Consider the following 25,053-nt stretch of genomic DNA (forward strand, 5'->3'; position numbering starts at 1 on the left):
CTACCCTTCCCGGTCGGGCCTACGGGCCTCGATCAGGAAACGTCGGGAGTGCGCCACGAACGGCCCACCCGACTCGATCGCCAGGTGCAGCGCACGCAGCCGGTCCCCGTACGCCTCGACGGTGAAGTCGGGCACCGTCCAGAGCACCTTGCGTAGGAACACGATCACCGCGGCGACGTCGAAGAACTCCATCCGCAGCGCCTCGGACCGCAGGTCCACCACCTCCAACCCGGCGGTGGTGGCGGCGGCAACGGCACGATCAGGGTGACGGACCGTGCCCATCGGCTGGGCACCCATCATGAAGTCGATGAGTTCCCGCACCGAACCGGCACCGACCTGCTGCGAAAAATAGGTTCCTCCGGGCGCCAGCACCCGCGCCACCTCGTCCCACCGTGTCGTCACCGGATGACGGCTCGCCACCAGGTCGAACGAATGGTCGGCGAACGGCAGATCGGCCTCCTCCCCCACCTCGACCACGGCGGCGCGCAGCGGAGCGAGCCGCCGCCGGGCGAGGGCCACATTCGGCGGCCAGCCCTCGGTCGCCACCAGCACCGGCGGGGGCTTCGGCAGGCCGGCCAGCACCTCACCGCCACCGGTTTGCAGGTCGAGCGCCCGACTGGCGGCGGCCATCCGCTCACCCATCAACCGGGCGTACCCCCAGGACGGCCGCTGCTCGGTGGCCCGCCCGGAGAACCAGGAAAAATCCCAACCCGCCACCGGTACGGCGACGCCCTCGGCGACCAGGCGCTCGAACTTTCCCATCCGGCGAGTCTGCGCCCGTCGGCCCCCACCCTCAACGCAACACACCCGGCACCGGCACCGAGGCGGCGAGCATGGCGGCACCGGTGAGCGTGTCGAGCAGGTCCACCACCCTGCTCTTCTCACCGCCGAGCAGGCGTACGGCATCGGCATAACTGAGTGTCTTGGGCACGTACGCCGCTCTCCTCCGGTGTCGACAACGCGCGCCCAGCATGCCGTCCCGTGGCAAACCCCGATGTCGGGTACGCGACCGAAGCCAATCCAGAGGCGGACGTCGTGGGGCACGAACCAGGGGTACGTGCCCCACCCGCCGGCCGGTTACTTCGGGGTGGACTTCGAGTCGAGCCAGGTGTCGATCAGCTTGGTGAAGTCCTTGCCGGTCTGCTTGTTGACGAACGCGATGAACGAGGCCCGGTCCTGCTGGGTGTTCTTCTGGTCCTGGACCCATGCACGGGCGAGGGCGAAGAACTTCTCGTCACCGAGGGCGTCGTTGAGTTCCTTGAGCATCGCGGCGGGGCAGATGTAGACGTTCGACTCGGCGAAGTTGGCGGCCCTGGGGCTGCCGGGCGGTCCGAGCTTCTTACGCAACTGGGCGTCGCCCTCACGCAGGGACCGCTCAAGATCAGCGTCGCTGAACTTGTAGACCTCCTGCTCGTACAGGCGCTGGATGTAGGTGGCCCAGCCCTCGTTGAGCCACAGGTCACGCCAGGACGTCGGGGTGACCGTGTTGCCGAACCACTGGTGGGTGTACTCGTGAAGCAGGTCGGCCTCGAAAGCCTCCCGGCCCATCTTGGCGATCCCGCTGCCGATGGTGACCATCTGCTGGGTCTCCATCGCTGATTCGGAGGGCACGATCACCGCACCGGCGGTCGGGAACGGGTACGGCCCGAACCGCTTCTCCAACCAGGTCAGGTACTTCGGCGACTCCTTCAGCCAGGGCAGGATCTTGTCGTCGGTACCCGGCCGGTACCAGTAGCTGAGCGGGATGCCGTGCGGGCCGGTGGCGGTGACCTGCTTGTACTTCCCGATCGCGAGCGTGGTCAGGTACGTCGCCACCGGGTCGACGCTCTGGTAACGGAAGGTGTTGCCGTCCTGCCCCGCCGGGGTGCCGCTGGCGATGGCGGACCAGCCCGCCGGCACGGTCACCGCGATGTCGTACAGCGCCTTGTCCGATGGCTGGTCGTTCGAGGGATACCAGGTGAGCGACCCGAAAGGCTCCTGCATCGTCCAGAGGCTGCCGTCCTTGGTGAGGGTCAGTCCTAGGGGTTCGGTGTCGGCGCGCTTCGACGGCATCGGCGTGGTCACCGGCTTGCCGTGGTAGCCGACGACCAGGGTGATCGGCTTGTCCGCGATGACCGCCGTCGCGACGGTGAGCTTCTCCTTGGCGACCGTCCCGGTGGCGGTCGCACCGTCGACCGTAACCGCGTCGACCTGGTACGGCATGAAGTCAAGGCTGAACGAGGGGGCGTCCTTGGTGGGCCGGATCCGCAGGGTCGCGGTGCCGGTCAGCACACTGGTGGACGGGGACCAGTCGAGCACCAGGCCGTAGTGCAGCACGTCCAACGCATCGGTACCGCGAGCGGGGTAGATCGGATCCGCGACGGGCAACGATCGCCCGGCCTGCCACGGGCTGTAGTCGACAGCGGGCACCGTGGGAGTCGGTGGAGAAGTCGGGGCGTCGGCTTCGGCCGACGGGGGCGTGGTGGGCGGCTTTGCCGCACAGCCCGTGACGAGCAGTGCCGGCAGAGCCACGGCGAGAAGTACGGCGCGGCGCATGACGGGCAACGTACCGGATCTTCAAGTTCGCCAGGGAAGCATTATCTTCCGGCGGAATCGCCGGATCGGAAACAGCAAGCCGAACAGGCGAAACGCTCGGTTCGTCCTTGCGGACCACCGAGCGTCTCGTTCTGCTGGTCCCGCGTGAGAAACCGTACGAGGCGCAGCACCGGATGCGGAGGCCCCTACGACTTCGGCTGGGTGAAACGGATGCTGTTGCCGAAGGGGTCACGCAGGCCGCAGTCGATTCCGTACGGGCGCTCGGTCGGTTCGTCGGTGAACTCGACACCCAGAGCCCGCAGCGTCTCGTACGTCTTGCGGCAGTCGTCTGTGGTGAGGATGAGCCCGCCACCCATGGCTCCCTTGGTCACCAGCTCACGTACCTGCTGCGCCGTCTCCTCGGACATCATCGGACCGCCCGGCTTCTCCAGCAGGATCTGGCGCTCGGGGTGGCCGGGGATGCTGACGGTCAGCCAGCGCATGAAACCCATGTCGACGTCGGCGTTGACCTCCAAGCCAAGCTTGCCGACGTAGAAGTCGAGGGCCTCGTCCTGGTCGAGGACGTAAATCTGTGAGTGCGTGATGGCGTTGAACATGTGCATCACAGTATTGGTCGCGCCGGACGAAAACTTATCCAAAACTGCTGAGTCGGCGCACGAGGCGGGCCTCAGGTGCGGTTGGAGCGACGGATCGCAGAGGCGACAACCGGCTTCGCCCTCGTACAGGTCGTGCTTCGGTAGCGGTATAGCGGTTGGCCATGGCCGGAATGCTCTCACCGGGCGAACGATCTTGGAACGGCGAAACGCCCGGTTCGTCCTTGTGGACGTGCCGGGCGTTCTGCCTGCTTACTGGCGGTGGCGGCGGGATTTGAACCCGCGGAGGGCGTAAACCCTCACACGCTTTCGAGGCGTGCTCCTTAGGCCACTCGGACACGCCACCGCCGAGAAGGCTACCGGATGCCCGGGGTGGCCGTCGCGCCGGTATGCCTCGCCCGGACCTGGCAGGATCATCTGCCATGAGTACGCACATCGGCGCGAAGCCGGGCGAGATCGCCGAGCGGGTCCTGATGCCGGGCGACCCGCTACGGGCCAAGTGGATCGCGGAGACCTACCTCGAGGATGCCAAGTGCTACTCCTCGGTCCGGGGCATGTACGGGTTCACCGGTACCTGGTCCGGAGTACGGGTATCAGTGCAGGGTTCCGGCATGGGAATGCCGTCGGCCTCGATCTACGCCCACGAACTGATCAACGAGTACGACGTACGGACGCTGATCCGGGTCGGCTCCTGCGGGGCGCTCAGCGAGGACCTGCAACTACGTGACGTCCTGGCGGCGAACGGATCCTCGACCGACTCGAACATGAACCGGGCGCGCTTCGACGGGCTGATCGACTACGCCCCGGTGGCTGACTTCGGGCTGCTCCGTACGGCGGTCGAGGTGGCCGAGCGGCGCGGCATCACCATGCGGGTCGGACCGGTACTGGCGGCGGACGCCTTCTACACCGACCGCCCGGACCTCTACGACACCCTCGCCCAGTACGGCGTCCTGGCGGTGGAGATGGAGTCGGCGGCGCTCTACACGATCGCGGCCCGTTTCAAGGCCCGTGCGCTGACCGTGCTGACCGTCAGCGACCACATCAAAACCGGCGAGCGGACCACCGCCCAGGAGCGCGAGCAGACCTTCGGCCAGATGGTCGAGATCGCCCTGGACACCGCGATCGCCTGACCACTGCCGCAGTCGCCTCCCCGCCATCCGCTCCACGAGCAGGGCGCATGGCGGGGAGGCGACTGCGTGTCACCTCTAACCTGGCGGAAAACGGGGTCGGTCGATGCCCGGCCGCGCGAGAGCGGTGGCCTGGTGGTGAGCGTCACGCTGCCTCTCCCCTGAAACTATCCGACCGATCGGTCGGATAGTTGTACGCTCGCGATCATGACGGTGGATGGGCGGGTGCTCCGGGGCGAACGCACCCGGAACCTGGTGCTCGGCACCGCCGTCGCGCTGGCGGTCGAGACCGGCCTCGACGGGCTCTCCCTCGGCCACCTCGCCGACCACCTCGGCATCAGCAAGTCCGGCCTCTTCACGCACTGGCGCTCCAAGGAGGAACTCCAGCTCGCGACCATCGACTGGGCCCGCGAGCAGGTGACCGACCTGGTGATCCGCCCCTCCCTACGGGCACCCCGGGGCGTACGGCGACTCTGGGCCCTGCACGAGATCCGGCTGACCTTCTGTGACGGCCGGCACCCCGATGGCCGCTTCTTCACCCTCGCCGAGTTCGAGTACCGGTCCCGCCCGGGTCCGGTGCGGGACCGGCTCGCCGAGGCACTCGACGAGTGGCTGGCGATGGTCCGGCGGCTCGCCACCGAAGCGGTCACCGCCGGTGAACTCCGCCCCGACACCGACGTCGGTCAACTCGCGTACGAGATCGAGGCGCTCGGCATCGCCGCCGCCCTGCAATCACGACTACTACCCACCGAGCCAAGCCACCGGTACGCCCGGCGGGCGGTGCTCGACCGACTTCGTGCTCTCTGCCCCCACCCGGAACTGCTACCCGAGGACTGACATGACAGCGGTCAGTAACACCGTCACCCTGCCCGAGGTTCCGTTCGGTCACGCCGAGCCGGTCTCGGTGCACTTCGACGACCTGGACCCGATGGGCATCGTGCACAACGCCAAGTACGCGCTGCTGTTCGAGCGGGCGCTCACCCCGTACTGGGCCGAGCGTGGGTTCCTCTTCGAGAACGGGAGGATCACCGAACCGGACATGTTCCACGCGGTGATCGAATTCTCGATCAGCTACCGCGCGCCGATCCGCGGCACCGGCCCGATCCTCGTCCACTTCTGGTTCGAGCGCTTCGGCACCAGCAGCGCCGAGTACCGCTTCCGTCTCCTCTCCGCCGACGGCAGCACCCTGCACGCCGAAGGCCGGCGGGCGATCGTCCGGCTCGACCCGGCGACGCTGCGTCCGACCCCGTGGACGGAGGCCGCTCTGACCGTCGGAAGGGCGTTGCTCCGCCCCGAGTCGGCCAGCTTGTAGTCGGCCAGCTTCTCGGAGGAAACCACTCCGGGGCGCCGGGTGGCATCCTCGACGGATGCGTCCCTCGGTTGCGGTGGTGCACGACCTGGTCGGCGGTGTCCGGCCAGTGGATCAGTTGGAAGCCGACCACCAGGCGGAGGTCCTACGCTGGTTGTGGGAGACCGACGACGTCTTCCGACGAGTGAAGCCCGCCTTACCGCCCCGGCACCTCGTCTCGTACGTGGTGCCGATCGACCCCACCGACGGGGCGATCCTCCTGGTCGACCACGTCAACGCCGGGCTCTGGCTGCCGCCCGGTGGTCATGTCGAGCCGGACGAGCATCCGGCCGGTACCGCGCTGCGGGAGGCCCGGGAGGAACTGGGCATCAACACCGAGCGGTTCAGCGCCCCGGACGGGTCGGTTGGTGCGGAGGGCTTCGATGGACGGCCTGCCTTCCTGACCGTCACCCGTACGGTCGGGATTGACCACGGCCACACCGACGTCAGCCTCTGGTTCCCGCTCCCCCTGCGCCGTACGGAACCGCTCACCGGGGACCCGGGTGAGTTCCGCGAGGCCCGGTGGTGGTCACCGGCCGAGATCGCGGGCACCGATCCCGGCCGGTTTGATCCGCACTTCGGTCGGTTCACCGGGAAGATCGGGACGGGATCGGACCGGTTTTCCACCCGCCCGATCCCGTTGTCCACAACTACAGGCGCTTATCCACAGGCCATATCCACAGCCGATCCGGGTTATCCACAGGCTTTGTTCACAACCTGAACGCCTGAGCGAAGGTCCTGTGCGCACACCCCGGGTGTGGGCGAAGACCCCGGCTCAGGCCGTCCAGCTCGGGCCGAGTACGTCAGCCAGGTTCGCACGGCTGAAAAGCCGGGAGCGCGACTCCATGATGAGCTCCCGGGCCCGTTCGGCGAGCGGGCCGACAAGCCGACCGTGACGCTTCACGACCACGCCGTCGACCAGGACGGTGTCGACGTCGCGCGGACCGGCGTTGAGCACGATCGTGGTGATCGGGTCGTTCAGCGGCGAGAGGTGGGCCTGGTCCACGTCGACGAGGATCAGGTCGGCCCGCTTGCCGGGACGGAGCGAGCCGATCTGATCCGCCATGCCCCACACAGCAGCACCGGCGGTGGTCGCGAAGCGCAGGACGTCGCGGTGGTCCAGGTCGACCGTTGCCGGCGGCTCGTCCCGAGCCAGGGCCTCCGCGTTGGCACGGGCCCGCTCCGCCGCGAGCGTCAGCCGCATCTCGCTGAACAGGTCGGTGCCGGCTCCGGCGGCGGTGTCGGTGGCAAGTGCGGGGGCGAGGCCCTGGGCCACGGCCCGGCCGGTGATCGGGAAGGTGCCCATCGCCATCGACATGTCGACGGTCGGGCACGGTGTCACGGCACCGCCGGTGGCGGCGATCCGGGCAAGGTCGGTGTCGCTGAACTGCGCCCCGTGGACGTGGTGCACGTCCGGGCCGAGCAGCCGGAGCCGGTCCAGGGTCTCGATCGTGCGGTACTTGAGCAGGTAGCCGGGAATCCCAGAGTGGATGCTGATCGGAACGCCCAGCTCACGGGCGAGGTGGAAGTCGTACTCGGTGGTCTCCGGGGTGGCGAACTCCGGTCCGCGCAGGGCGAGCCCCATGGTGACGCGGGCACTGTCGTCGGCGAGTTCGGCCCGCATCCGGCGGACGTCGTCCGGGTGCCGCTCGGTGCTCTCGTGGAACCAGCGCATCACGCCCTGGCCGACGGGCGGGCCGTAGAGGAACAGCGCGCGGATGCCGGAGTCCCGCAGCGCGCGGACGTTCTCGTCGGCGTGCGCGGGGGTGGTGACGATGTGTGACCAGTCGGCGACGGTGGTGATACCGGCGTTGATCGCCTGGAGGGCGCCCCAGAGCACGCCCGCGTAGACGTCCTCGGGCTCGTACTTGTCGAGCAGGCCGGCGAGTACGACGCCGAAGTAGCCGCCGAGGGAGACCTTGCCGCCGGCACCGCCGATGGCTCCCTGCCAGACGTGCCGGTGGGAGTCGACCAGGCCGGGCAGTGCCACCTTGCCGGCGGCGTCGATGACGGTCGCGCCGGTGGTGTCGAGATCGGGGCCGATCGCGGCGATGGCGCCGTCCTCGATGCGGATGTCCGCACGGGACAGGTCACCGAGGCGGTCGTCCAGGGTGACGACATGGGCGTCACGGATGAGGATGCTGGGCACGAGAAGGACTCCACTTGTGCGGGGAAACGGGCGAAGCTATCGGAGCGGTCCGGCCATGGGCCCGGGTACCGGGCGCCGTCCGACCCGGTCGGAACGTGCGACGGCGATCAGCACGAATTCGACCCGGTGGGTGGCCGGAACCACGTGCCCGAGTCTGGCCCGCAGAGTCATCCCACTCCAATATAAAGATCGGATGTAGTTATCGGCTTCTGAGATAGTTGACTGGTGGACATCCGCAAACTCGGCGTCTTCGTGACCGTCGCCGAGGAACGAAGCTTCACCAGGGCCGCCGAGCGGCTGCGCATCGCGCAGTCCGGTGTCTCCACCGCCGTACGCGCTCTCGAACGGGAGCTCGGCACGCCCCTGTTCGACCGGACCACCCAACGGGTCGAGTTGACCGACGCCGGGCATGCCCTGCTGCCCGAGGCGACGCGAATCCTCGCCGCCGTCGAGGCGGCACGCGAGGTGGTCACCCAGGTCGGGCAGGGGCTGCGCGGCCGACTTCGCCTAGGCATCCTCTACGGTCTCACGCCCGGCCAGGTCCGCGAGGCGCTCGCCGCATTCCGGGCCGAATTTCCGCTGGTAGAACTCTGGTTGACCGCCCCGGGGTCGGCCGGCTCCCTGGATCATCTGGAACGCCTCCGCGAGGGTTCCCTGGACCTGGCCATCGTGATCACCCACGGTCCGGTGCCCGGAATCCGTCGCCAGGTGCTGACCACGGACGAGGTCGTCCTGGCCTGCACCCCGGATCACGCCCTGGCCGACCGGGACGGCATCGACCTGGCGGAACTGGCCGAGGAACCGTTCATCGAGTTCCCGCCGGGCTGGGGCGTCCGGAGCGCGGTGGACCAGGCGTTCGCGTCGGCCGGCGTCCAGCGGCGGATCACGGTCCAGATGAACGACCTCTCGACCATCCTGGACCTGGTCCGACTCGGGCTCGGGGTCGCCTTCGTGCCACGGCCGATCAGAGACCAGAACGCCGACCTGCGTTTCCTCCGGGTGCGACGGACCCCGCCGACGTACCAGATCGCGATCGCCGCCGCGGCCGACCGTCCGCTCGGTCCGGTCGCCCGGCAGTTTCTCCGCGTCACCCGAGCAGACAGCGGAGAACGGACAACCGGGTGAACCAGACAGCCGCCGTGCCGGCCACCGACGAGACGCGGGTTCAGCGGAAGAAGGCGCGCAGCAGCGCCGCCGACTCGGTCGCCAGCACGCCGCCGTACACCTCGGGGCGGTGGTTGAGCCGACGGTCCCGGACCACGTCCCAGAGTGAGCCGACCGCGCCGGTCTTCGGTTCCCAGGCACCGAAGACGACGGTGGAGACCCGCGCCAGCACCAACGCCCCCGCGCACATGGTGCAGGGTTCCAGCGTCACCACCAGCGTGCAGCCGTCCAATCGCCACTCGCCCCGGACCGCTGCGGCGCGGCGCAGCGCGAGGACCTCGGCGTGCGCGGTCGGATCGCCGGTACGCTCCCGCTCGTTGCGCCCGACCGCCAGCTCGGCCCCGTCTGGTCCGTAGAGGACCGCACCGACGGGGACGTCATCGGAGACGTCGCCGGCAGCACCCGCCTCGACGCCACTCCCGATCAGAGGGTCGGCGGCCACCTCAAGGGCGCGGCGCATCCACCTCTCATGCCGTTGCCGACGGTGAAGCTGGTTCGCTGGTTCGTCGGACCGGTTCGCGGGCTCGGTGGGCCGGTTCGCGGGCTCGGTGGGCCGGTCCGACGGCTCGTGCGGGCTGACGGGCCCGGCCGCGGCGCCCGGCTCGCTCACGCCTCGCGCAGTTCCTCGACCACGTCCCCGCAGCCGATCAGCTGGCAGACCTCGGCGGTCACGTCGGCCGGGAGATTTCCCTCCTGGGCAGAGAGGGTGAGCAGACGGTGGGCCGAGACACCCAGGTCGGCGAGGAGATCGGCGTCCCCGATCGGGTCGGCGTCGGGGTCGGCGGCGGGCTGCTCGCTCTCCTCCGTCGCGGACGTGGACGCCTCCGCTGCCGCCGGCTCGACCACATCGTCGATCTCCAGGGCGGGCGCCTTGATGTCGCCGAGCAGCAGCGCGCCGAGTCGGGACTCCTCGGCGAAGGCCGAGTCCGACCCGAAGATTCGCAGGTCTTCGCCCTCGTCCAGCCGGAGTACGGCCAGGTACGCGTCATCCGACTCGACGAAGAGCAGCGACAGCTCAGCGTCGGGATCGACTTCGCGGAGCAGCTCCCCAACCTCGTCTATGTCCGCAACACCACCGAGGTCGAGTTCGGCTGCGTTCCAGCCGTCCGAGCCTCGCACCACGGCCGCCGCGAAGTACGACACCGGTCCCCCCAATAACTCGCGGCGCTTCCGCCGCCCACCACTGTCGACTGCCTGTCACGCGTGACGGTATCCGGTCGGGTCTGCGGTCGAGCACGCAACGCCCCGAAGCAGGATGAGGGAATCGGCCGGAGCGGTGGGCGGTCAGCCGGCCAGGCGGCGACGGCTCGCGATCAGCTCGCGCAGGCGGTCGATGCGGACCCGTCGTGGCTGGGTCCGCTCCCGTACAGACTTCGCCCCGGCCAGCTCGGCAAGGAGCTGTAACCGCCGTCGGCTGCGCTCGGGGTCGAGCCGCTGCTCTGTCCAGGCCATAGAGGCGAGCGTGCCTAGTCTCACGTCGTTCGTCAAGCCCGGTGGCGGTGTGCCACCGGGCCCATACCCACCGCCCTAGATCGACTACCAGGAGGAATGATTCGCCTACGAATTGTCACCAGAGTGGCCAGCCGGCCGTCGACCAACGCACCGCGACCGCCGCTGCGGCGATCGCCCAACCGAACGCCGTGACGAACGCGACACCGACCGCGGCACCCCGGTCGCCGAAGCGGACCAGAAGCAGCGCCGCCAGCCACGCCACCGCACCGGCCAGCACCGTCCACCACACGTAGCCGCGCAGATCTCCGCCGAGCAGTCCGAAGAAGAGCAGCCACGCGGTCGTCAGGCCCGCGCCGGCGGCAAGCGCGCCGGCCTGGATCGGATGCGGTTCCCGGTACGTCGGCCGCGTCGGTCCGGGAACAGGCCCGGACGGGAACAGACCCGACGGGGCACGGGGCGGCTGACCCGCGTCGGGCCAGGTCCGGAACGTCGGCTGCTCGGCCATGACGGTCACTCCCCGCGCCTGCTCACACCGGTTCCCCACCTCGGGGCGTGCCCGCAGCGTACCCGCCAGGGACGCCGCACCCGGCGCCTGCGCGCGACGTGGCCGCCGCCCAGGGCGGGCAACGGTTCTGCCAGGATGACCCGATGGCACGGGATGAATCGGGTACGAGACGCGAGATCGGGCGCCGCCTCACGTACCCGTTGGTCCTCCTGCTGCTCTCGGCCGGCGCCACGGGCTGCGCCCAGTCCCGCCCCGCCGTCTGGTCCCCGGCCCCTTCCCCCGTACCGGCCGTCGGCGCCCCGACCGCCGCGAGCAGCCCGGCCAGCCCGAGTGCCGTACCCCCGTCAGGCAGCCCGTCCGCCGCGCCCACCAGGCCGGCGGCACCGCGCTACGTCTTCCCGGTACGGGCGGCGAACGCCTCCTACCACCCGACCCACTCGGCGTACGCGGCCACGGACATCTTCGCCTCCTGCGGCACACCCGTGCTCGCCGTCACCGACGGGGAAATCCTCGAAGTGACCCTGGTGGACAAGTACGACAAGCAGGGCCCGCAGGGACCACTCAACGGCGGCAAGGCGGTCTCGCTCCTCGGCGACGACGGAATCCGCTACTACGGCTCGCACCTGTCCGAGGTGGCCGCCGGTCTGGCCGCCGGGGCGCGCGTCCGCGCCGGTCAACAGGTCGGCGCCGTCGGTCGAACCGGTAACGCCAACAACGTCTGTCACCTCCACTTCGGCATCTCGCCTCCGTGCGCGCGGGTCGACGACTGGTGGATCCGGCGGGGCGTGGTCTGGCCCGCGCGCTACCTGGACGCCTGGCGTCACCAGACGAACCGGTCGCCAGTGGACGACGTCACCGGTTGGTACCGACAACACAGCTGCCCACCCGCGCCCTGACCCACCGGCCGGGGGTCGGGGGCGCCGGCCCGCCGGAGTCGACGCCGCCCGCACCCGCAAGCCCAGGGCGAGCCTTGCCGGCACGGACGTACCCGGGTGTGCGAGAGTCGCTGACGTGAATGTCGCGGTTATCGGCCTCGGTCTCATCGGCGGTTCCGTGCTGCGCGCACTGGCCGCGGCCGGACACCGGGTGCTCGGCTACGACGCCGACCCGGCCACCCGGGCCACCGCGCGGACCGCCGCCGCCCAGGCCCCGGCCGCCGCCCGCTGGCAGGTGACACCGACCGTACGGGACACCGTGGCCCAGGCCGAACTGGTCGTGCTCGCGGTGCCGCTGCCCGCCGTCGGTGGCGTACTGGACCAGCTCGCCGACGTCGGCTACGCCGGCCTGGTCACCGACGTCACCTCGGTCAAGTCCCCGGTCCAGGCCCTCGTCGAGGAGCGCCTGCACCGGCAGCCGCAGCGGCTCGCCGGGTACGTCGGCGGCCACCCGATGGCCGGGCGTGAAACCTCCGGGTTCGGTGCCACCGACCCGACGCTCTTCGCCGGCTGTGCCTGGGTGCTCTGCCTCGAACCCCGGGGCACGTCGCTCGCCGACTGGCTGGAACTGGCGGCGCTGATCACCCCGCTCGGCGCCCGGGTGGTGCCGGCCACCGCCGCCGAGCACGACCGGGCGGTGGCCGAGGTGAGCCACGTACCCCATCTGCTGGCGGCGGCGATGGTCGCCGGCGCGGCGGACGACCCGCTCGCCGGCACCCTCGCCGCCGGCTCGTTCCGGGACGGCACCCGGGTCGCCGCCACCCGTGCGGAACTGGTCGCGGCGATGTGCGGCGGCAACGCGGACGCGGTCGGCCCGGCACTGGACGCGGTCCTGGAAGCGCTGCACCGGGCCCGGGCGGCGGTCGACGCCGACGACCCGATCGCCGCGCTGCGGGACTGGCTCGCGCCGGCCTCGGCCGCCCGTGCCGCCTGGCCACACCGGCCGGGGACCGCACGGGAGCTGCCCGTACGAGTTGACGACCTGCTGGCGCTGGGCCGGGCCGGCGGCTGGGTGACCTCGGTCGCGCCCGATCGTCGTACGGTCACGGCGGTCCGACCGGTCCGCCCGGCGCCGGCCTGACCCGGATGAGGCGTCGGTACGGGCAGCCGACGGGTGTGCCGGCTACGGTGAGCTGATGACCGCTCGGGACGCGCTCGCCGACCTGCGTCGGATCGCCTTCCTGCTGGAGCGCGCGAACGAGGCCACCTACCGGGTGCGGGCGTTCCGCTCGGCCGCGACGACCCTGGCCGCGCTCCCCGTCGGGGAGTTGGCCGCACGGGCGAAGGCGGGCACGCTGACCGAGCTGACCGGGGTGGGTGACGTGACCGCCCGCTGTGTCACCGAGTCACTTGCCGGCGAGGAACCGGTCTACCTGCGGCGGCTCCACGCGACCGAGGGGATCGACCTGGACGAGGCGGCGGCGGCGCTGCGGTCGGCGCTGCGCGGCGACTGCCACACCCACTCCGACTGGTCCGACGGTGGCTCGCCGATCGAGGAGATGGCGTTGACCGCGGTCGAGCTGGGTCACGAATACCTGGTGCTCACCGACCACTCGCCCCGGTTGAAGGTGGCCCGGGGTCTGACCGCTTCGCGACTGCGTCGTCAGATCGAGCAGGTGGCGGCGATCAACGCGGCGCTTCCGGAGGGGTTCCGGCTGCTCACCGGGATCGAGGTGGACATCCTCGCGGACGGCTCGCTCGACCAGGAGGACGAGTTGCTGGCCCAGCTCGACGTGGTGGTCGGCTCGGTGCACAGCGGCCTGGCCGACGAGAAGGCGAAGATGACCCGGCGGATGCTGGCCGCGGTCGCCAATCCGCACCTGGACGTCCTCGGTCACTGCACCGGTCGGATGGTCGCCGGTCGGCCGCCGGGCGTGACCGGTCCAGGCGACCGGGGGCACCGGTCCCGGACTCGCCCGCCGAGCGACTTCGACGCCGACGCGGTCTTCGCCGCCTGCGCCGAGTACGACAAGGCAGTCGAGATCAATTCCCGGCCGGAGCGGCAGGATCCGCCGAAGCGGCTGATCCGGGTCGCGGTCGAGGCTGGCTGCCGCTTCGCGATCGACACCGACGCGCACGCGCCGGGGCAGCTCGACTGGCAACGCTTCGGCTGTGAACGGGCGGCCCGGTGCGGGGTGCCGGCCGACCGGGTGGTCAACACCTGGACCGCCGACGAGCTGCTGACCTGGACCGCCGGGCACACCGGCTGGCGCGTCGGCCCGCTCAGCCGGCGGTGACCCGGGGGACGGCCGGCTCGGTGGTCTGGTGTGGCGCCACGGCCGGGTCGGGGTCGGGCCGGGAACGGCGGCGGACCAGGAGCCGCTGTGACACCGCGACCCCGGCCAGCACGATCACCGCACCGACCGGCTGGTACCAGGCGAGCTGCTCGTCGAGGGCGATCACTCCGATCAGCACCGCGAAGATCGGGATCAGGTAGGTCACCGTCGAGGCCGTGCTCGCCCCGGCCAGTCGAATCGTCCGCAGGTTGATGACAAAGGCGAGGCCGGTACCGAGCGCCCCCAGCGCCAGCACGCTCACGACCACGTCGAACGAGAGGCTGGTCGGTGCCGGCGGCGCCCCGGCCACCAGCGGCGCGACGATCACCAGTTGTCCGGCGGCGACCAGCAACTGCGCCGCCGAGAGTGCCACGCCCGACTCCGACCGGCCGGCGACGAACCGCTTCTGGTACGGAATGGAGAGGCCGTAGCAGGCTGCTGCGGCAAAGCAGAGGAGCTGGCCGGTGAACTCGGCCCCGCCCAGTCCCCGCCACGCGCCGAGCACCACGAGCACGCCGAGGAAACCGAGGGTCATGCCGATCGCCCGGCGGGCGGTCATCCGTTCGGTGCGGAAGACCAGCACCGCCATCGGCAGCACGACCAGTGGCGTGGTGGCGTTCCAGATGCCGGCGAGAATCGAGGAGACACGCTGCTCGCCGTAGCCGAAGAGGGTGAACGGCAGGGCCACCCCGACGGCGGCGACCACGACCATGTGCAGCCACAGCTTCGGGTCCCGGGGCAGCCGGTCGCGCAGTACGGCGAGCGCCACCAGCAGTGTCAACGCCCCGGCGACGACCCGACCGAGCGCGACGTACATGGGGTGGAGTTCGCGTACACCGATCTTGATGAAGAGGAAACTGGCCCCCCAGATGACGGCGACGGCGAGAAAGCCAGGCAGCCAGGCGCGTACGTTGCTGTCAGGAGCGGTAGGGGCGTTCACTCCTGACACTCTGCCGTACCGGTCGGACAGAATCGCGCGACTTCCAGACGTCGAGCCAGGCCAATCCCGCAACAGTGGCCTGCGTCCACCCGACCGGAAGCAGCGGTGTGGCCGGCGCAAAGGGGTGGACCGGACGGCCGGGGGGTCACGTAGGGTCGAGCCGTGGGACAAATCGATGACCTCGCCAACCGCTACGTCGCGGACTGGGCACCGCTCAACCCGACCGGCGCCACCTTCGTCGGTATCACCGGCTACGACGACCAACTCGGCGACCTGTCGCCGAGCGGGTACGCCGCACAGGCCGACCTGAACCGGCGCACGCTTGCCGAACTTGACGTACTCGAACCGGCCACCGCCGCCGAACGGACCGCGAAGGAGGCGATGCAGGAACGGCTCGGCCTCGAACTCGCCCGGTACGACGCGGGCGAGACAGCCAGTGAGATCAACGTGATCGCCAGCGGGCTGCACGAGATCCGCCAGGTCTTCGACCTGATGCCGACCGAGGGCGACGAGGCGGTCGGCAACATCGCCGCCCGGCTCAACCAGTTCGCCGCCGCGCTCGACGGTTACCGGACCACCCTGGTCAGCTCTGCCGACGCCGGGCACGTCAGCCCCCGCGCGCAGATGATCGAGGTCGCCAAGCAGTGCGACATCTGGACCGACCCGAACGGTGACAACTTCTTCCACGGTCTGGCCGACCGGTTGACCGCCGACGGCGCGCTCGCCACCGAACTGCGCCGGGGAGCGGCTGCGGCGACCGCGGCGACAGCCGAGTTCGGGCAGTTCCTCCGCACCGAACTCGCGCCGCGCGGACGCGAGAAGCAGGCCGCGGGGCGGGAGCGGTACCAGCTCGCCTCGCAGTACTTCCTCGGCGCCCGCGTCGACCTCGACGAGACGTACGCCTGGGGCTTCGAGGAGCTGGCCCGACTCGAAGCCGAGATGCGCGCGGTGGCGGCCCGGATCCTGTCACCCGGTGCCACCGTCGACGAGGCGGTCGCCGCCCTGGACGCCGACCCGGCCCGCCGGATCGAGGGCAAGGAGGCGTTCCGCGACTGGATGCAGACGCTGGCCGAGAAGGCGATCGCGGACCTGCACGGCACCCACTTCGACATCCCGGAGCAGGTACGCCGGATCGAGTGCCGCCTCGCCCCGACCAGCGACGGCGGGATCTACTACACCGGCCCGAGCGAGGATTTCTCCCGCCCCGGCCGGATGTGGTGGGCGGTGCCGCAGGGCATCAACGAGTTCTCCACCTGGCGTGAGGTGACCACCGTCTACCACGAGGGCGCCCCCGGCCACCACCTTCAGGTCGGGCAGACCCAGGTCCGGGCCGAACTGCTCAACCGCTGGCAGCGGCTGCTGAGCTGGTCCTCCGGGCACGGCGAGGGCTGGGCCCTCTACTCCGAGCGGCTGATGGACGAACTCGGCTACCTGGACGACCCGGGCGACAAGCTCGGCATGCTCGACGGCCAGGCGTTCCGGGCCGCCCGGGTGATCGTCGACATCGGCATGCACCTCGAACTGGAGATCCCCCGGGACAACCCGTTCGGCTTCCACCCCGGCGAGCGGTGGACCCCCGAGCTGGGCTGGGAGTTCATGCGTGCGCACTGCCGGGTGCCGGACGAGAACCTGCGCTTCGAGCTGAACCGGTACCTGGGCTGGCCGGGTCAGGCACCGTCGTACAAGGTCGGCGAGCGGATCTGGCTGCAGGCCCGCGACGACGCCAAGGCCCGTAAGGGAGCCGACTTCGACCTGAAGCAGTTCCACCTCGACGCCCTCAACCTGGGCTCCCTGGGCCTGGACCCCCTCAAGTCCGCCCTCGCCCGCCTCTGATGTAAGGAAGGGCCCCTTGTTATCGCTTTTTGTATAACAAGGGGCCCTTCCTAACCGCTTGGGCGGCGGACCGGGTACGGCGGACTAGAGTATGGACGCGAACCGGGCCACAGCCGCCGAGGTTCGCGGGCGAAGGAGTTCTGGTGCACCTCACTGATCTACGCGGCCGACGTGTCGCCGTCTGGGGCACCGGCCGGGAGGGTGTCGCCGCGGTCAACGCGATCGCCCCGGTCGGCCCGGCCGACCTCGTGGCGGTGATGGACCGGGAGACCTACGCGGCGAAACCGTGGGAGGGACGGCTCGCCGAACTCGCCCCTCTGTACACCGGTCCCGCCGCACTGGAGATGCTGCTTCGCGCGGACGTCGTGGTCCGTTCCCCGGTGATCGGCGAGACCCACCCGTGGATGATCCAGTTGCGGGAACGGGGAGTCACCGTGGCCGGTGGCACCGCTCTCTGGATGGCCGATCATGCCGCCGCCACCATCGGCGTCACCGGCAGCAAGGGCAAGAGCACGACCACGGTGCTGATCAGCCACCTGTTGACCTCGCTCGGCCACGCGCACGAGGTCGGCGGCAACATCGGCACCGCCGTGCTCGATCTTCCCCCCGCCGATCGGTACGTACTCGAACTCTCCATGTACCAGTGCGCGGACCTGACCGTGTCACCGCAGGTGGTGGCCCTCACGGCGCTGGTTCCGGAACACCTGGACTGGGCTGGCGGGGAGGCCGCGTACTACCGGCACAAGCTGAACATCGTCGAACACAATCCGGGTCAGGTGGTGTTCAACGCCCACGACGAGCGGCTCGCCACCGAACTCGCCGCTCGGCCCGGCCTGCCGCTGTTCGCCGCCGGCCGACCGGAGACCACCCACGTGGCCACCGGCCCGGACGGCACCCGCTGGGTACACCTGGCGGACGTACCACTCTTCCCCCGTTCGGCGCTGCCGCTGCTCGGGCGCCACAACGAGTGGAACCTCTGCGTCGCGCTCGGCGTACTGAAGTCGGTCGGGGTGGACCTGGTCGCGGAACGTGACCGGCTCGCCGAGGCCGCCGCGAGCTTCCCCGCCCTCGAACACCGGCTGACGCCGATCGAGGACCCCTCCGGCATCACCTTCGTCGACGACTCGCTCTCCACGATCCCGCAGTCGGCGATCCACGCCATCGAGGCGTACGCCCACCGCCCGCTCACCGTCATCGTCGGCGGCGAGGACCGTGGCGTGGACTACACGCCGCTGCGTGACTTCCTCGCCGAGGAGGGGGTCGAGGCCACCCTGATCGGCGTTCCGGACAGCGGGCCACGCATCCTGGAGATGGTCAAGGACCTGCCGATGATCACGACGATCGCGGCGGACGACCTGGTCGAGGCGGTACGAATCGGGCGGGCGAACACCCCGGCCGGTGGCGTGGTGCTGCTTTCCCCGGCCGCGCCCAGCTACGGCCGGTTCGACAACTACGCCCACCGGTCCCGGGTGTTCCGGCAGGCGATCACCGACACCGCCGGCTGACCCGCCCGCCAACTGACCCGCCCTCCGGTTGCGGTCAGCCTCCGGTCGCCGGCGTCAGTGCCCGGTACAGGCTGTCCATCGAGCGGATCGCCGAGCGAACCTCCTGCAGGTACCGGTCCGGTGCCAGCGTCGGCGCGGGCGGCGCGTCGGGGAACCGCGAGGCGTCGAATCCCACCGTCTCCACCGCGCAGCCGTACCCGAGCCGAAGCATCCGTACGGCGTCGCAGTGCTGGAACGGTACGTAACTCGGCGAGGTGACCACGAGCACCCGGTCGCCGGGGTTCAGGCGTACCTGACCGGTCCAGAAGTCGTACGTGTCGGCGGTGTTCGCCCGCCGGCTCGCCGGCTCGCCGGACGGGGCGGCGAGAACCCGCAGAGTCAGCCCGTCCGGGGCACGGTACTTCCGTACCGCCCACGACCCCGGGGTACCCACCTCCGCCGAGGAGCGCGACTCCACCGGCTCTTCGCAGCCGAAGCCGGCCCGGAGCCCCACCGACATCGCGTCCACCTCGTACCCGCAGCCGTCCAGGTCGGGGCGGACGAACTCGGTCGGGCGCAGTGGTCGGAAACTACCGAGCGCCGCCACCTCGCCCACCTCGACCACTCCGGTACGCACGAGGTGCGCGGCGTACGCGGTTCGTTGCAGGCAGGCCGGGGCGAGCCCGCCGAGGACCAGCAGGTGGTGGTAACGACCGGCTGCCGGTCGCACCGGCTGGACCAGCCCCAGCGCGATGACCGCCGCATGGATCAGGCCGGTGGTGGGGGCGGTGCACCTCGGCGGTGGCACCTGGTCCCGCTCGACGTGCCCGTATCGCCGACGAAAGTCCCAGTGCTCGGCGGAGAAGCGGTCGAGCCAGCTCAGGAGCGCACCCGTCGCCGTCTCCGCCGTCGGCAGCGTCCCATCGAACGCGGCGACCAGGTCCCGCATCGGACGTGCGGAAACCCACCGGTGTACGCTCGCCGCAATCTCCGTGTTCGATGTGTCCGCCGCCCCGATGGGCAGCGGTACCGGCTCGTACCGGATCACTTTCATCCTTTCGGCTATGCGTTTCGCGTCAATGGTCCCTGAACGTGGGAGATTCGTCTTGGCGAATCCCGCTGTACCCGCCTCGGGCTGTCATCCCGCGCCACGCTTGGCTACCGTAGGCCTCCTGGTCGTGCCCCCACACGGCCGATCGACCCCGACCTGAGTCCTTCCCCCGATCGAGGTTGTCCTGTGAGTTTGTACGGCGCGAAGAGACCACCCGCCGGCGAGACGCCGACCACCGAGTTCGCAGCCGTGCCACGGCAGGTAGACGTCTCGTCGAGGGGTCCGGCAACGCCACCCCCGGTCGGCGTTGGCCCCCTGGGCCACCCACCGGTTCCGCCGTTCGGCGGTGCGCTGGGCGCCCCAAGCGACGCGACCGCGACCCTCGACTCGACAGCGCCGGCCGACCCGGCTGCCCTGACCGAACCGGCGCCGCGTCGCGGGGCGCGTCGTGCCCTCATCGCCGCCGGTGTGGTCGCCGCCGTGGTGGCCGCCATCGGCGGATCGGCGGGGTACGCGTACAGCGGCGAGGTGCCGCGCGGGACCGAGGTGCTCGGCGTCAACGTGGGCGGCCAGTCCCGGGAGGGGGCCGCCGCGCTGCTCCGTGCCGAGTTGGAGCGGCGGGCGGAAACGTTCGCCGCCCCGGTGCAGGTGCGGATCGGTGAGCAGAGCGCGGAACTGAAGCCGATCGACGTCGGGCTGGCCGTGGATGTCACCGCCACCATCACGGCCGCCGTGCAGGGTGCTCCCGGCCCGGTCGATCTGCTCTTCAAGTCCCGGTCGATCGAGCCGGTCATCACCGTCGACGCCGAACGGCTCGACGCCGAACTGCGCAAGACAGTCGGGCGCGGCGGCCGGCCGATGACGCCGCCGTCGATCGTCTTCCAGGGCACCACGCCGAAGCCGAACTACCCCGCGCCGGGACAGGACCTGAACCCGGAGCAGTCAGCGGAGGCGGTTCGTACCGGGTGGCTGAGCGGCCAGCCGGTGGTGGTGCCGGTGGTCGAGGCGCATCCGACAACCACCAAGGAGGAAGTCGACAAGCTGGTCGAAGAGCTGGCGAAGCCGGCGGTGTCCGCGCCGGTCACGGTGACCACGGAACGTGGCCCGTTCACCGTGCCGCCGGCCGCGATCGCGAAGAGCCTGCTGCTGCACCCCGACAAGACTGGGAAGATCAACCCGTCGGTGGACTCGAAGAAGCTGCACGCCGCGCTGACCAGCGAACTGGCCAAGGTCGAGGTCAAACCGAAGGATGCGACGGTCATCCTGGAGGGCGGCAAGCCGCAGGTGGTGGCGAGCACCGGTGGGCACGGGGTGGATGTCGCGGCGCTGAGCCGGGACCTGCTGCCAGTGCTGGCCAAGCGGGATGGGCGCGAGGTCAAGGGCGTACTCACGCCGATCGAACCGAAGACCAACACCGAGGCGATGTCCAAGATGGGCATCAAGGAACAGGTTTCCACGTTCACCACGAAGTTCACCGGTGGGCTTTCCCTTCCGCGTAACCACAACATCATGACCATCGCCAAGGAGGTCGACGGTGCGGTGGTCAAGCCGGGCGAGACGTTCTCTCTGAACAAGCACACCGGCGAGCGCAGTTACGCCCAGGGCTACAAGGACGCGCCGGTGATCCTCGACGGCAAGCTGGTGCCCGGTGTCGGCGGCGGGGCGTCGCAGTTCACCACCACGATCTTCAACGCCGCGTACTACGCCGGCCTGGAGGACGTCGAGCACAAGCCGCACTCGTACTGGTTCGAGCGGTACCCGGCGGTGATCGAGTCGACGATCTTCTACCCGACCCTCGACCTCAAGTTCCGCAACAACACCGAGTACGGCGTACTCGTCGACACCTCGTGGAGCAACGACTCGGTCACCGTGTCGATCTGGAGCACCAAGGTGTACGACAGCGTCAAGACGGTCTACACCCCGCGCCGCGACATCACCAAGCCGAAGGTCGTCTACCTCGAACCCGGTCCCTCCTGCATCGCCACCGCCGGCATTGACGGCTTCACCCAGGACGCATACCGGGTGATCGTGAAGGGCGGCAAGGAGCTGAAACGGGAGAAGTTCTCCTGGCGCTACGAGGCGGAGCCGCGCTACCTCTGCGCCAAGAAGCCCGGCTGATCGGAGGTTCGTCGGGCCCCGGCTCGACGAGCCTCCGCCCGGAGATATGACACAGCCGGGATGACATCCGGGCATTGCGATACATCGGCCAACTTCCATACGCTGCCGGCAACGTGATCTGCGCGCGCCCACGAGGCGCGCCAATCCTTTGCTCGGAAAGGGATCCCATGGTTCGTTGGCGCAAGCTCACCGGCCTGGCGGCCGCCGTGTTGTCCGCGGTGACCGTCGGCAGCGTCGCCCTGGCCGCACCCGTCTCCGCCTCCCCCTCCGACGGCGGCGTGACGCCGCTGGTCGTCGGTGGTACCCGGGCCGCCCAGGGCGAGTTCCCGTTCATGGTCCGGCTCTCGATGGGCTGCGGCGGCTCCCTCTACAGTGCCCGGCTGGTGCTCACCGCGGCCCACTGCGTCGGCAGCACCGGTAACAACACCAGCATCACCGCCACCCTCGGCGTGGTCGACCTCCAGTCGTCCAGCCGGATCACGGTGCGTTCGAACTACGTCTACCGGGCACCGGGCTACAACGGCAACGGCAAGGACTGGGCGCTGATCCGGTTGGCCAGCCCGGTCACCGGTCTGGCCACCCTGCCGATCGCGACCAGCACCGCGTACGACAACGGCACGTTCACCGTGGCGGGCTGGGGTGCGGCCCGTGAGGGTGGCCCGCAGCAGCGGTACCTGCTGAAGGCCACCGTCCCGTTCGTCAGCGACAGCACCTGTGACGCCCAGTACGGCGGTGACGTCATCGTCAACGAGGAGATCTGCGCCGGCTACGCCAGTGGTGGTACCGACACGTGTCAGGGCGACTCGGGCGGGCCGATGTTCCGTCGGGGCGCGAACAACGCCTGGGTCCAGGTCGGCATCGTGAGCTGGGGCAACGGTTGTGCCCGCCCCAACTACCCGGGCGTTTACACCCAGGTGAGCACCTTCGCCTCGGCGATCGCCTCCGCTGCCGCGAGCCTCGGCGGCTGACCAGGGAATCTCTCGTACGGCGGGCGGACCGGAGCGCCTTCGGTCCGCCCGCCGTACGGCGGAACGGGTGGGCGGTGTCGACGACACCGGGCTGTGCCGGTGCGACCGACCGGTCTGGCTCGGTTCAGGGGAGACGACCTCGGTTCAGGGGGAGACAACCCCGCCGCGTCGGCCGCCCTGCCCGGAACGCCGCCGCTGGCTCTCCACCCGGTCCCGACCGAACGCGTCGAGCCGACCCCAGCGCCCGGGTACGTCCAACAGCTCGATCCGTCCCATTCCCTCGGGCAGGGACGGGTTGACGACCAGATGGTCGTCGTGCGGTTCCAGGCCGAGCAGGACCCGGATCAGCATCATCGGCGTCGCCGCGGACCAGGCGTGCGGGGTCCAGGTGGTGGGGTACTGCACCGGGTACTTGGTCAGCCCACGGTCGTAGCCGGCGAAGAGTTGGGGCAGGCGACCGTCGAAGTACTTGGAGGCTTCGATGATCGCCTCGGCGATCCGGCCGGCCTCGGCGTCAAAGCCGTACCGGCGCAGTCCCAGGGCGATGAACGAGTTGTCGAACGGCCAGATCGCACCGGTGTGGTAGCCGGTCGGGTTGTACCGTTCCTCTCCCTCGGCCAGGGTGCGCACTCCCCAACCGGAGAAGAGCCGGGGACCGAGCAGGTGTTCCGCCACCCGCGCCGCCCGCGGTGGGTCGACGATTCCGCTCCAGAGCAGGTGTCCCATGTTGGAGGAGAGCGCGTCGACCTGACCGCCGTCGGCGTCGAGGGCCAGCGCGTAGTACTCACCGTCCTGGACCCAGAAGTCCCGGTTGAACCGGGCCTTCAGGTCCGCCGCCTCCGCCTCCAGCCGGTCGGCGTAGATCGGGTCGTGCCAGATCCGCCGGGCCATGCGGGCGCCGCGCATTTTCGCGTCGTACGCGTAGCCCTGGATCTCGCAGATCGCACGGGGAAACGACGGCAGCCGCCCGTCCCGGTACGAGATCGAGTCGGGGGAGTCTTTCCAGCACTGGTTCTCCAGCCCGCTGGAGAGGTTGCGCCGCTCGTACCAGACGTAGCCGTTCCCCATCAGGTCGCCGTACGTGTTGATCCAGCGCAGTGCCGCCCGTGCCTCCTGCTCCAGCCGACGCACCACTTCGACGTTCCCGGTCCACCGCTCGTACTCGTCGAGCAGGATCACGAACAGGGGTGTGGTGTCCGCCGCACCGAAGTACGGCGAGTGTGGCTGCTCCTCGAAAGCCGCTGACTCTCCGTACCGGAACTCATGCAGGATCTTGCCCGGTTCCTTTTCCCGGAAGTCGTCGAAGACGCTGGCCTGCGTGGCCGCGAAGGTGTTAAGGGTGCCAACCGCCAGTTCAGGCGCGAACGCCATCGCTTGTAGGCAGGTCAGCATGCTGTCCCGACCGTAGAAGGTCATGAACCACGGGGCACCCGCAGCGATCAGTTTGGACTCGGTGGCGAGGGCGCCGAACTGGAGCGCGGCCAGGTCGATCAAACCCCGGCGGTACGCGGTCGCGAGGGTGGCGTTGTCGCAGCCTAGTTGCGGTGCTGCGGCGAGCCAGTCTTCGAGTTCGCGTTGGATTTCCCGGTTGGCATCGATTCGGTGCGTGTGCAGCAGTTCCCGGAGGTCGCCGCCTTGCTTGCCGGGCACGTGTACGGAGGCGCGGAGCACGGTGCTCCACCGCCCGTGTGGGTCCACCCGGATCCGGAAGGTCATCCCGCGCTCGTCGATGTCGGCGGAGGCACTGGACGAGACCAGCACTTCACGTACGTAGTTGTCCCGGGTGTAGCGAAACCGAAGGTAGCCCTCCTCGACGGCGACGGTTGTCGCGCGTTGGGTCGCCGCGACCTGTTTGAGTTCGAAGACGTCGATGAAGTCGGCCGCCATGTCGAGCCGTACGACGATGTCGGCCGCCTCGCCGCGGTGGTTCAGTACGGTCAGTTTCTCCTCGAGCCCGCCGCCGATCTTCCGGTGTCGAATCACCGAGACTTTCGCGTCTACGTAGTGGGTCGGTTCTCCGGGGACAAGGAAGAAACGTGTCTCGTAGTACTGCAGATCGTCGATGGAGAGAGCGTGCAGGCGTTCACCGTTGACGGTGAGTCGCCATTCGGAGAGATATCGCAGGTCGAACGAGAACAGGCCGGTGGGTACGACTGGCGAAGGCTCGATGTCACCTCGACCGTCACTGACCACAAACGTGTTACCGGCCAGGATGGTCACGAACTCCTTCACTACGCCCCCTTCCGTGTCGCCTCCGGCAGCCAGGCTCCCCGCTGTCAGGGCTAGCACGTCACCCGGGCGGGGTGAGGTTCTGTCACTACTGCCACAGGGGTCGGCAGGCGGCTCGGCAGTATCGGCCACGACCTGGTCGACGCGGAATCGAACCGGGTGGGCGCAGGCACGACGTAGCCCGCGCCGACGGAATCGGGTGGTGAAACAAGTTTGGGCCACCCCATCGGGGGTGGCCCAAACTAGAAAAATTGTCCGGCGGCGTCCTACTCTCCCACACCCTCCCGAGTGCAGTACCATCGGCGCTGGAGGGCTTAGCTTCCGGGTTCGGAATGTAACCGGGCGT

Annotated in this window: 24 protein-coding genes, 1 tRNA gene, 1 rRNA gene and 1 pseudogene; 13 read left to right on the forward strand and 14 right to left on the reverse strand. The window is 69.8% G+C overall.

The window, feature by feature from the left end:
• The 5 genes from ACIBF5_RS09720 to ACIBF5_RS09740 form a co-directional block, all read right to left on the reverse strand.
• Nucleotides 1–762, reverse strand: a complete 762-nt coding sequence (locus ACIBF5_RS09720) for a class I SAM-dependent methyltransferase (protein ID WP_396809891.1) — start codon at nucleotides 760–762, stop codon at nucleotides 1–3.
• 31 nt (nucleotides 763–793) lie between these two features.
• Nucleotides 794–931, reverse strand: a complete 138-nt coding sequence (locus tag ACIBF5_RS09725; RefSeq protein ID WP_396809893.1) for a hypothetical protein — start codon at nucleotides 929–931, stop codon at nucleotides 794–796.
• A gap of 146 nt (nucleotides 932–1,077) precedes the next feature.
• Nucleotides 1,078–2,535, reverse strand: coding sequence for a M1 family metallopeptidase (locus ACIBF5_RS09730; protein WP_396809895.1), 1,458 nt, complete (start codon nucleotides 2,533–2,535; stop codon nucleotides 1,078–1,080).
• A 185-nt stretch (nucleotides 2,536–2,720) separates the two neighbouring features.
• On the reverse strand, nucleotides 2,721–3,131 hold the full coding sequence (locus ACIBF5_RS09735) for a VOC family protein (RefSeq protein ID WP_396809897.1): 411 nt from the start codon (nucleotides 3,129–3,131) through the stop codon (nucleotides 2,721–2,723).
• Between the two features lie 253 nt (nucleotides 3,132–3,384).
• A tRNA-Ser gene (locus ACIBF5_RS09740) sits at nucleotides 3,385–3,474 on the reverse strand.
• A gap of 76 nt (nucleotides 3,475–3,550) precedes the next feature.
• Between ACIBF5_RS09740 and deoD the strand changes: the two genes are divergently transcribed.
• The 4 genes from deoD to ACIBF5_RS09760 all read left to right on the forward strand — a co-directional run bounded on the left by deoD (nucleotide 3,551) and on the right by ACIBF5_RS09760 (nucleotide 6,324).
• Nucleotides 3,551–4,258 carry a purine-nucleoside phosphorylase gene (deoD, locus tag ACIBF5_RS09745; RefSeq protein WP_396809899.1) on the forward strand — a complete coding sequence of 236 codons (708 nt, stop codon included), beginning with the start codon at nucleotides 3,551–3,553 and terminating at the stop codon, nucleotides 4,256–4,258.
• 204 nt (nucleotides 4,259–4,462) lie between these two features.
• On the forward strand, nucleotides 4,463–5,092 hold the full coding sequence (locus tag ACIBF5_RS09750; protein WP_396809901.1) for a TetR/AcrR family transcriptional regulator: 630 nt from the start codon (nucleotides 4,463–4,465) through the stop codon (nucleotides 5,090–5,092).
• A gap of 1 nt (nucleotide 5,093) precedes the next feature.
• On the forward strand, nucleotides 5,094–5,567 hold the full coding sequence (locus ACIBF5_RS09755) for an acyl-CoA thioesterase (RefSeq protein WP_396809903.1): 474 nt from the start codon (nucleotides 5,094–5,096) through the stop codon (nucleotides 5,565–5,567).
• Between the two features lie 55 nt (nucleotides 5,568–5,622).
• On the forward strand, nucleotides 5,623–6,324 hold the full coding sequence (locus ACIBF5_RS09760; protein WP_396809905.1) for an NUDIX hydrolase: 702 nt from the start codon (nucleotides 5,623–5,625) through the stop codon (nucleotides 6,322–6,324).
• Nucleotides 6,325–6,378: 54 nt separating this feature from the next.
• On the opposite strand, the gene ACIBF5_RS09765 is transcribed toward ACIBF5_RS09760, so the two are convergent.
• A complete protein-coding gene (locus ACIBF5_RS09765; protein ID WP_396809907.1) occupies nucleotides 6,379–7,752 on the reverse strand; it encodes an amidohydrolase family protein in 1,374 nt (457 codons plus the stop codon).
• A 225-nt stretch (nucleotides 7,753–7,977) separates the two neighbouring features.
• Between ACIBF5_RS09765 and ACIBF5_RS09770 the strand changes: the two genes are divergently transcribed.
• Nucleotides 7,978–8,877 (forward strand): LysR family transcriptional regulator, encoded by a 900-nt coding sequence (locus ACIBF5_RS09770; RefSeq protein ID WP_396809909.1) that lies wholly within the window; start codon nucleotides 7,978–7,980, stop codon nucleotides 8,875–8,877.
• Nucleotides 8,878–8,917: 40 nt separating this feature from the next.
• Here ACIBF5_RS09770 and ACIBF5_RS09775 read toward each other — a convergent pair whose 3' ends face one another.
• The 4 genes from ACIBF5_RS09775 to ACIBF5_RS09790 form a co-directional block, all read right to left on the reverse strand.
• On the reverse strand, nucleotides 8,918–9,376 hold the full coding sequence (locus ACIBF5_RS09775) for a nucleoside deaminase (protein ID WP_396809911.1): 459 nt from the start codon (nucleotides 9,374–9,376) through the stop codon (nucleotides 8,918–8,920).
• Nucleotides 9,377–9,522: 146 nt separating this feature from the next.
• A complete protein-coding gene (locus ACIBF5_RS09780) occupies nucleotides 9,523–10,059 on the reverse strand; it encodes a tRNA adenosine deaminase-associated protein (RefSeq protein ID WP_396809913.1) in 537 nt (178 codons plus the stop codon).
• 141 nt (nucleotides 10,060–10,200) lie between these two features.
• On the reverse strand, nucleotides 10,201–10,368 hold the full coding sequence (locus tag ACIBF5_RS09785; protein ID WP_396809915.1) for a hypothetical protein: 168 nt from the start codon (nucleotides 10,366–10,368) through the stop codon (nucleotides 10,201–10,203).
• A 115-nt stretch (nucleotides 10,369–10,483) separates the two neighbouring features.
• Complete coding sequence (locus ACIBF5_RS09790; protein WP_396809917.1) at nucleotides 10,484–10,873, reverse strand: hypothetical protein; 390 nt, start codon at nucleotides 10,871–10,873, stop codon at nucleotides 10,484–10,486.
• A 143-nt stretch (nucleotides 10,874–11,016) separates the two neighbouring features.
• On the opposite strand from ACIBF5_RS09790, the gene ACIBF5_RS09795 reads away from it, so the two are divergent.
• The 4 genes and pseudogenes from ACIBF5_RS09795 to ACIBF5_RS09810 all read left to right on the forward strand — a co-directional run bounded on the left by ACIBF5_RS09795 (nucleotide 11,017) and on the right by ACIBF5_RS09810 (nucleotide 14,045).
• Complete coding sequence (locus ACIBF5_RS09795; RefSeq protein ID WP_396809919.1) at nucleotides 11,017–11,769, forward strand: M23 family metallopeptidase; 753 nt, start codon at nucleotides 11,017–11,019, stop codon at nucleotides 11,767–11,769.
• A gap of 109 nt (nucleotides 11,770–11,878) precedes the next feature.
• Nucleotides 11,879–12,403: pseudogene (locus ACIBF5_RS09800) on the forward strand (prephenate dehydrogenase/arogenate dehydrogenase family protein); the annotation flags it as partial.
• 9 nt (nucleotides 12,404–12,412) lie between these two features.
• The gene (locus ACIBF5_RS09805; RefSeq protein ID WP_396809964.1) at nucleotides 12,413–12,889 is read left to right on the forward strand and encodes a prephenate dehydrogenase dimerization domain-containing protein; all 477 of its coding nucleotides are present in this window, start codon (nucleotides 12,413–12,415) and stop codon (nucleotides 12,887–12,889) included.
• A gap of 55 nt (nucleotides 12,890–12,944) precedes the next feature.
• On the forward strand, nucleotides 12,945–14,045 hold the full coding sequence (locus ACIBF5_RS09810; RefSeq protein ID WP_396809921.1) for a PHP domain-containing protein: 1,101 nt from the start codon (nucleotides 12,945–12,947) through the stop codon (nucleotides 14,043–14,045).
• Here the strand turns inward: ACIBF5_RS09810 and ACIBF5_RS09815 are convergent.
• A complete protein-coding gene (locus ACIBF5_RS09815; RefSeq protein WP_396809923.1) occupies nucleotides 14,032–15,024 on the reverse strand; it encodes a DMT family transporter in 993 nt (330 codons plus the stop codon). The genes ACIBF5_RS09810 and ACIBF5_RS09815 overlap by 14 nt on opposite strands.
• A 162-nt stretch (nucleotides 15,025–15,186) precedes the next feature.
• On the opposite strand from ACIBF5_RS09815, the gene ACIBF5_RS09820 reads away from it, so the two are divergent.
• Together ACIBF5_RS09820 and murD are read left to right on the forward strand one after the other, a co-directional pair.
• Nucleotides 15,187–16,857, forward strand: a complete 1,671-nt coding sequence (locus ACIBF5_RS09820; RefSeq protein ID WP_396809924.1) for a DUF885 domain-containing protein — start codon at nucleotides 15,187–15,189, stop codon at nucleotides 16,855–16,857.
• Nucleotides 16,858–17,000: 143 nt separating this feature from the next.
• Complete coding sequence (gene murD, locus ACIBF5_RS09825) at nucleotides 17,001–18,362, forward strand: UDP-N-acetylmuramoyl-L-alanine--D-glutamate ligase (protein WP_396809926.1); 1,362 nt, start codon at nucleotides 17,001–17,003, stop codon at nucleotides 18,360–18,362.
• A 34-nt stretch (nucleotides 18,363–18,396) separates the two neighbouring features.
• On the opposite strand, the gene ACIBF5_RS09830 is transcribed toward murD, so the two are convergent.
• Nucleotides 18,397–19,395, reverse strand: coding sequence for a hypothetical protein (locus tag ACIBF5_RS09830; protein ID WP_396809928.1), 999 nt, complete (start codon nucleotides 19,393–19,395; stop codon nucleotides 18,397–18,399).
• Between the two features lie 183 nt (nucleotides 19,396–19,578).
• Between ACIBF5_RS09830 and ACIBF5_RS09835 the strand changes: the two genes are divergently transcribed.
• Nucleotides 19,579–21,510, forward strand: a complete 1,932-nt coding sequence (locus ACIBF5_RS09835) for a VanW family protein (RefSeq protein WP_396809930.1) — start codon at nucleotides 19,579–19,581, stop codon at nucleotides 21,508–21,510.
• A 167-nt stretch (nucleotides 21,511–21,677) separates the two neighbouring features.
• Nucleotides 21,678–22,478 carry a S1 family peptidase gene (locus tag ACIBF5_RS09840; RefSeq protein WP_396809932.1) on the forward strand — a complete coding sequence of 267 codons (801 nt, stop codon included), beginning with the start codon at nucleotides 21,678–21,680 and terminating at the stop codon, nucleotides 22,476–22,478.
• A gap of 144 nt (nucleotides 22,479–22,622) precedes the next feature.
• On the opposite strand, the gene ACIBF5_RS09845 is transcribed toward ACIBF5_RS09840, so the two are convergent.
• Together ACIBF5_RS09845 and rrf are read right to left on the reverse strand one after the other, a co-directional pair.
• Nucleotides 22,623–24,710, reverse strand: coding sequence for a glycogen debranching N-terminal domain-containing protein (locus ACIBF5_RS09845; RefSeq protein WP_396809933.1), 2,088 nt, complete (start codon nucleotides 24,708–24,710; stop codon nucleotides 22,623–22,625).
• Nucleotides 24,711–24,960: 250 nt separating this feature from the next.
• A 5S ribosomal RNA gene (gene rrf, locus ACIBF5_RS09850) occupies nucleotides 24,961–25,053 on the reverse strand; the annotation flags it as partial.

The sequence above is a fragment of the Micromonospora sp. NPDC050417 genome (genome assembly GCF_044458865.1).
Taxonomy (GTDB): domain Bacteria; phylum Actinomycetota; class Actinomycetes; order Mycobacteriales; family Micromonosporaceae; genus Micromonospora_G.

Bases quoted from the DNA above. Each gene is read 5' to 3' on its own strand.
- ACIBF5_RS09720 (WP_396809891.1), bottom strand. From the start codon at position 762: ATGGGAAAGTTCGAGCGCCTGGTCGCCGAGGGCGTCGCCGTACCGGTG.
- ACIBF5_RS09755 (WP_396809903.1), top strand. From the start codon at position 5,094: ATGACAGCGGTCAGTAACACCGTCACCCTGCCCGAGGTTCCGTTCGGT.
- ACIBF5_RS09785 (WP_396809915.1), bottom strand. From the start codon at position 10,368: ATGGCCTGGACAGAGCAGCGGCTCGACCCCGAGCGCAGCCGACGGCGG.
- ACIBF5_RS09810 (WP_396809921.1), top strand. From the start codon at position 12,945: ATGACCGCTCGGGACGCGCTCGCCGACCTGCGTCGGATCGCCTTCCTG.
- ACIBF5_RS09790 (WP_396809917.1), bottom strand. From the start codon at position 10,873: ATGGCCGAGCAGCCGACGTTCCGGACCTGGCCCGACGCGGGTCAGCCG.
- ACIBF5_RS09750 (WP_396809901.1), top strand. From the start codon at position 4,463: ATGACGGTGGATGGGCGGGTGCTCCGGGGCGAACGCACCCGGAACCTG.
- ACIBF5_RS09735 (WP_396809897.1), bottom strand. From the start codon at position 3,131: ATGTTCAACGCCATCACGCACTCACAGATTTACGTCCTCGACCAGGAC.
- ACIBF5_RS09840 (WP_396809932.1), top strand. From the start codon at position 21,678: ATGGTTCGTTGGCGCAAGCTCACCGGCCTGGCGGCCGCCGTGTTGTCC.
- ACIBF5_RS09830 (WP_396809928.1), bottom strand. From the start codon at position 19,395: ATGAAAGTGATCCGGTACGAGCCGGTACCGCTGCCCATCGGGGCGGCG.
- deoD (WP_396809899.1), top strand. From the start codon at position 3,551: ATGAGTACGCACATCGGCGCGAAGCCGGGCGAGATCGCCGAGCGGGTC.
- ACIBF5_RS09795 (WP_396809919.1), top strand. From the start codon at position 11,017: ATGGCACGGGATGAATCGGGTACGAGACGCGAGATCGGGCGCCGCCTC.
- ACIBF5_RS09760 (WP_396809905.1), top strand. From the start codon at position 5,623: ATGCGTCCCTCGGTTGCGGTGGTGCACGACCTGGTCGGCGGTGTCCGG.
- ACIBF5_RS09730 (WP_396809895.1), bottom strand. From the start codon at position 2,535: ATGCGCCGCGCCGTACTTCTCGCCGTGGCTCTGCCGGCACTGCTCGTC.
- ACIBF5_RS09775 (WP_396809911.1), bottom strand. From the start codon at position 9,376: ATGCGCCGCGCCCTTGAGGTGGCCGCCGACCCTCTGATCGGGAGTGGC.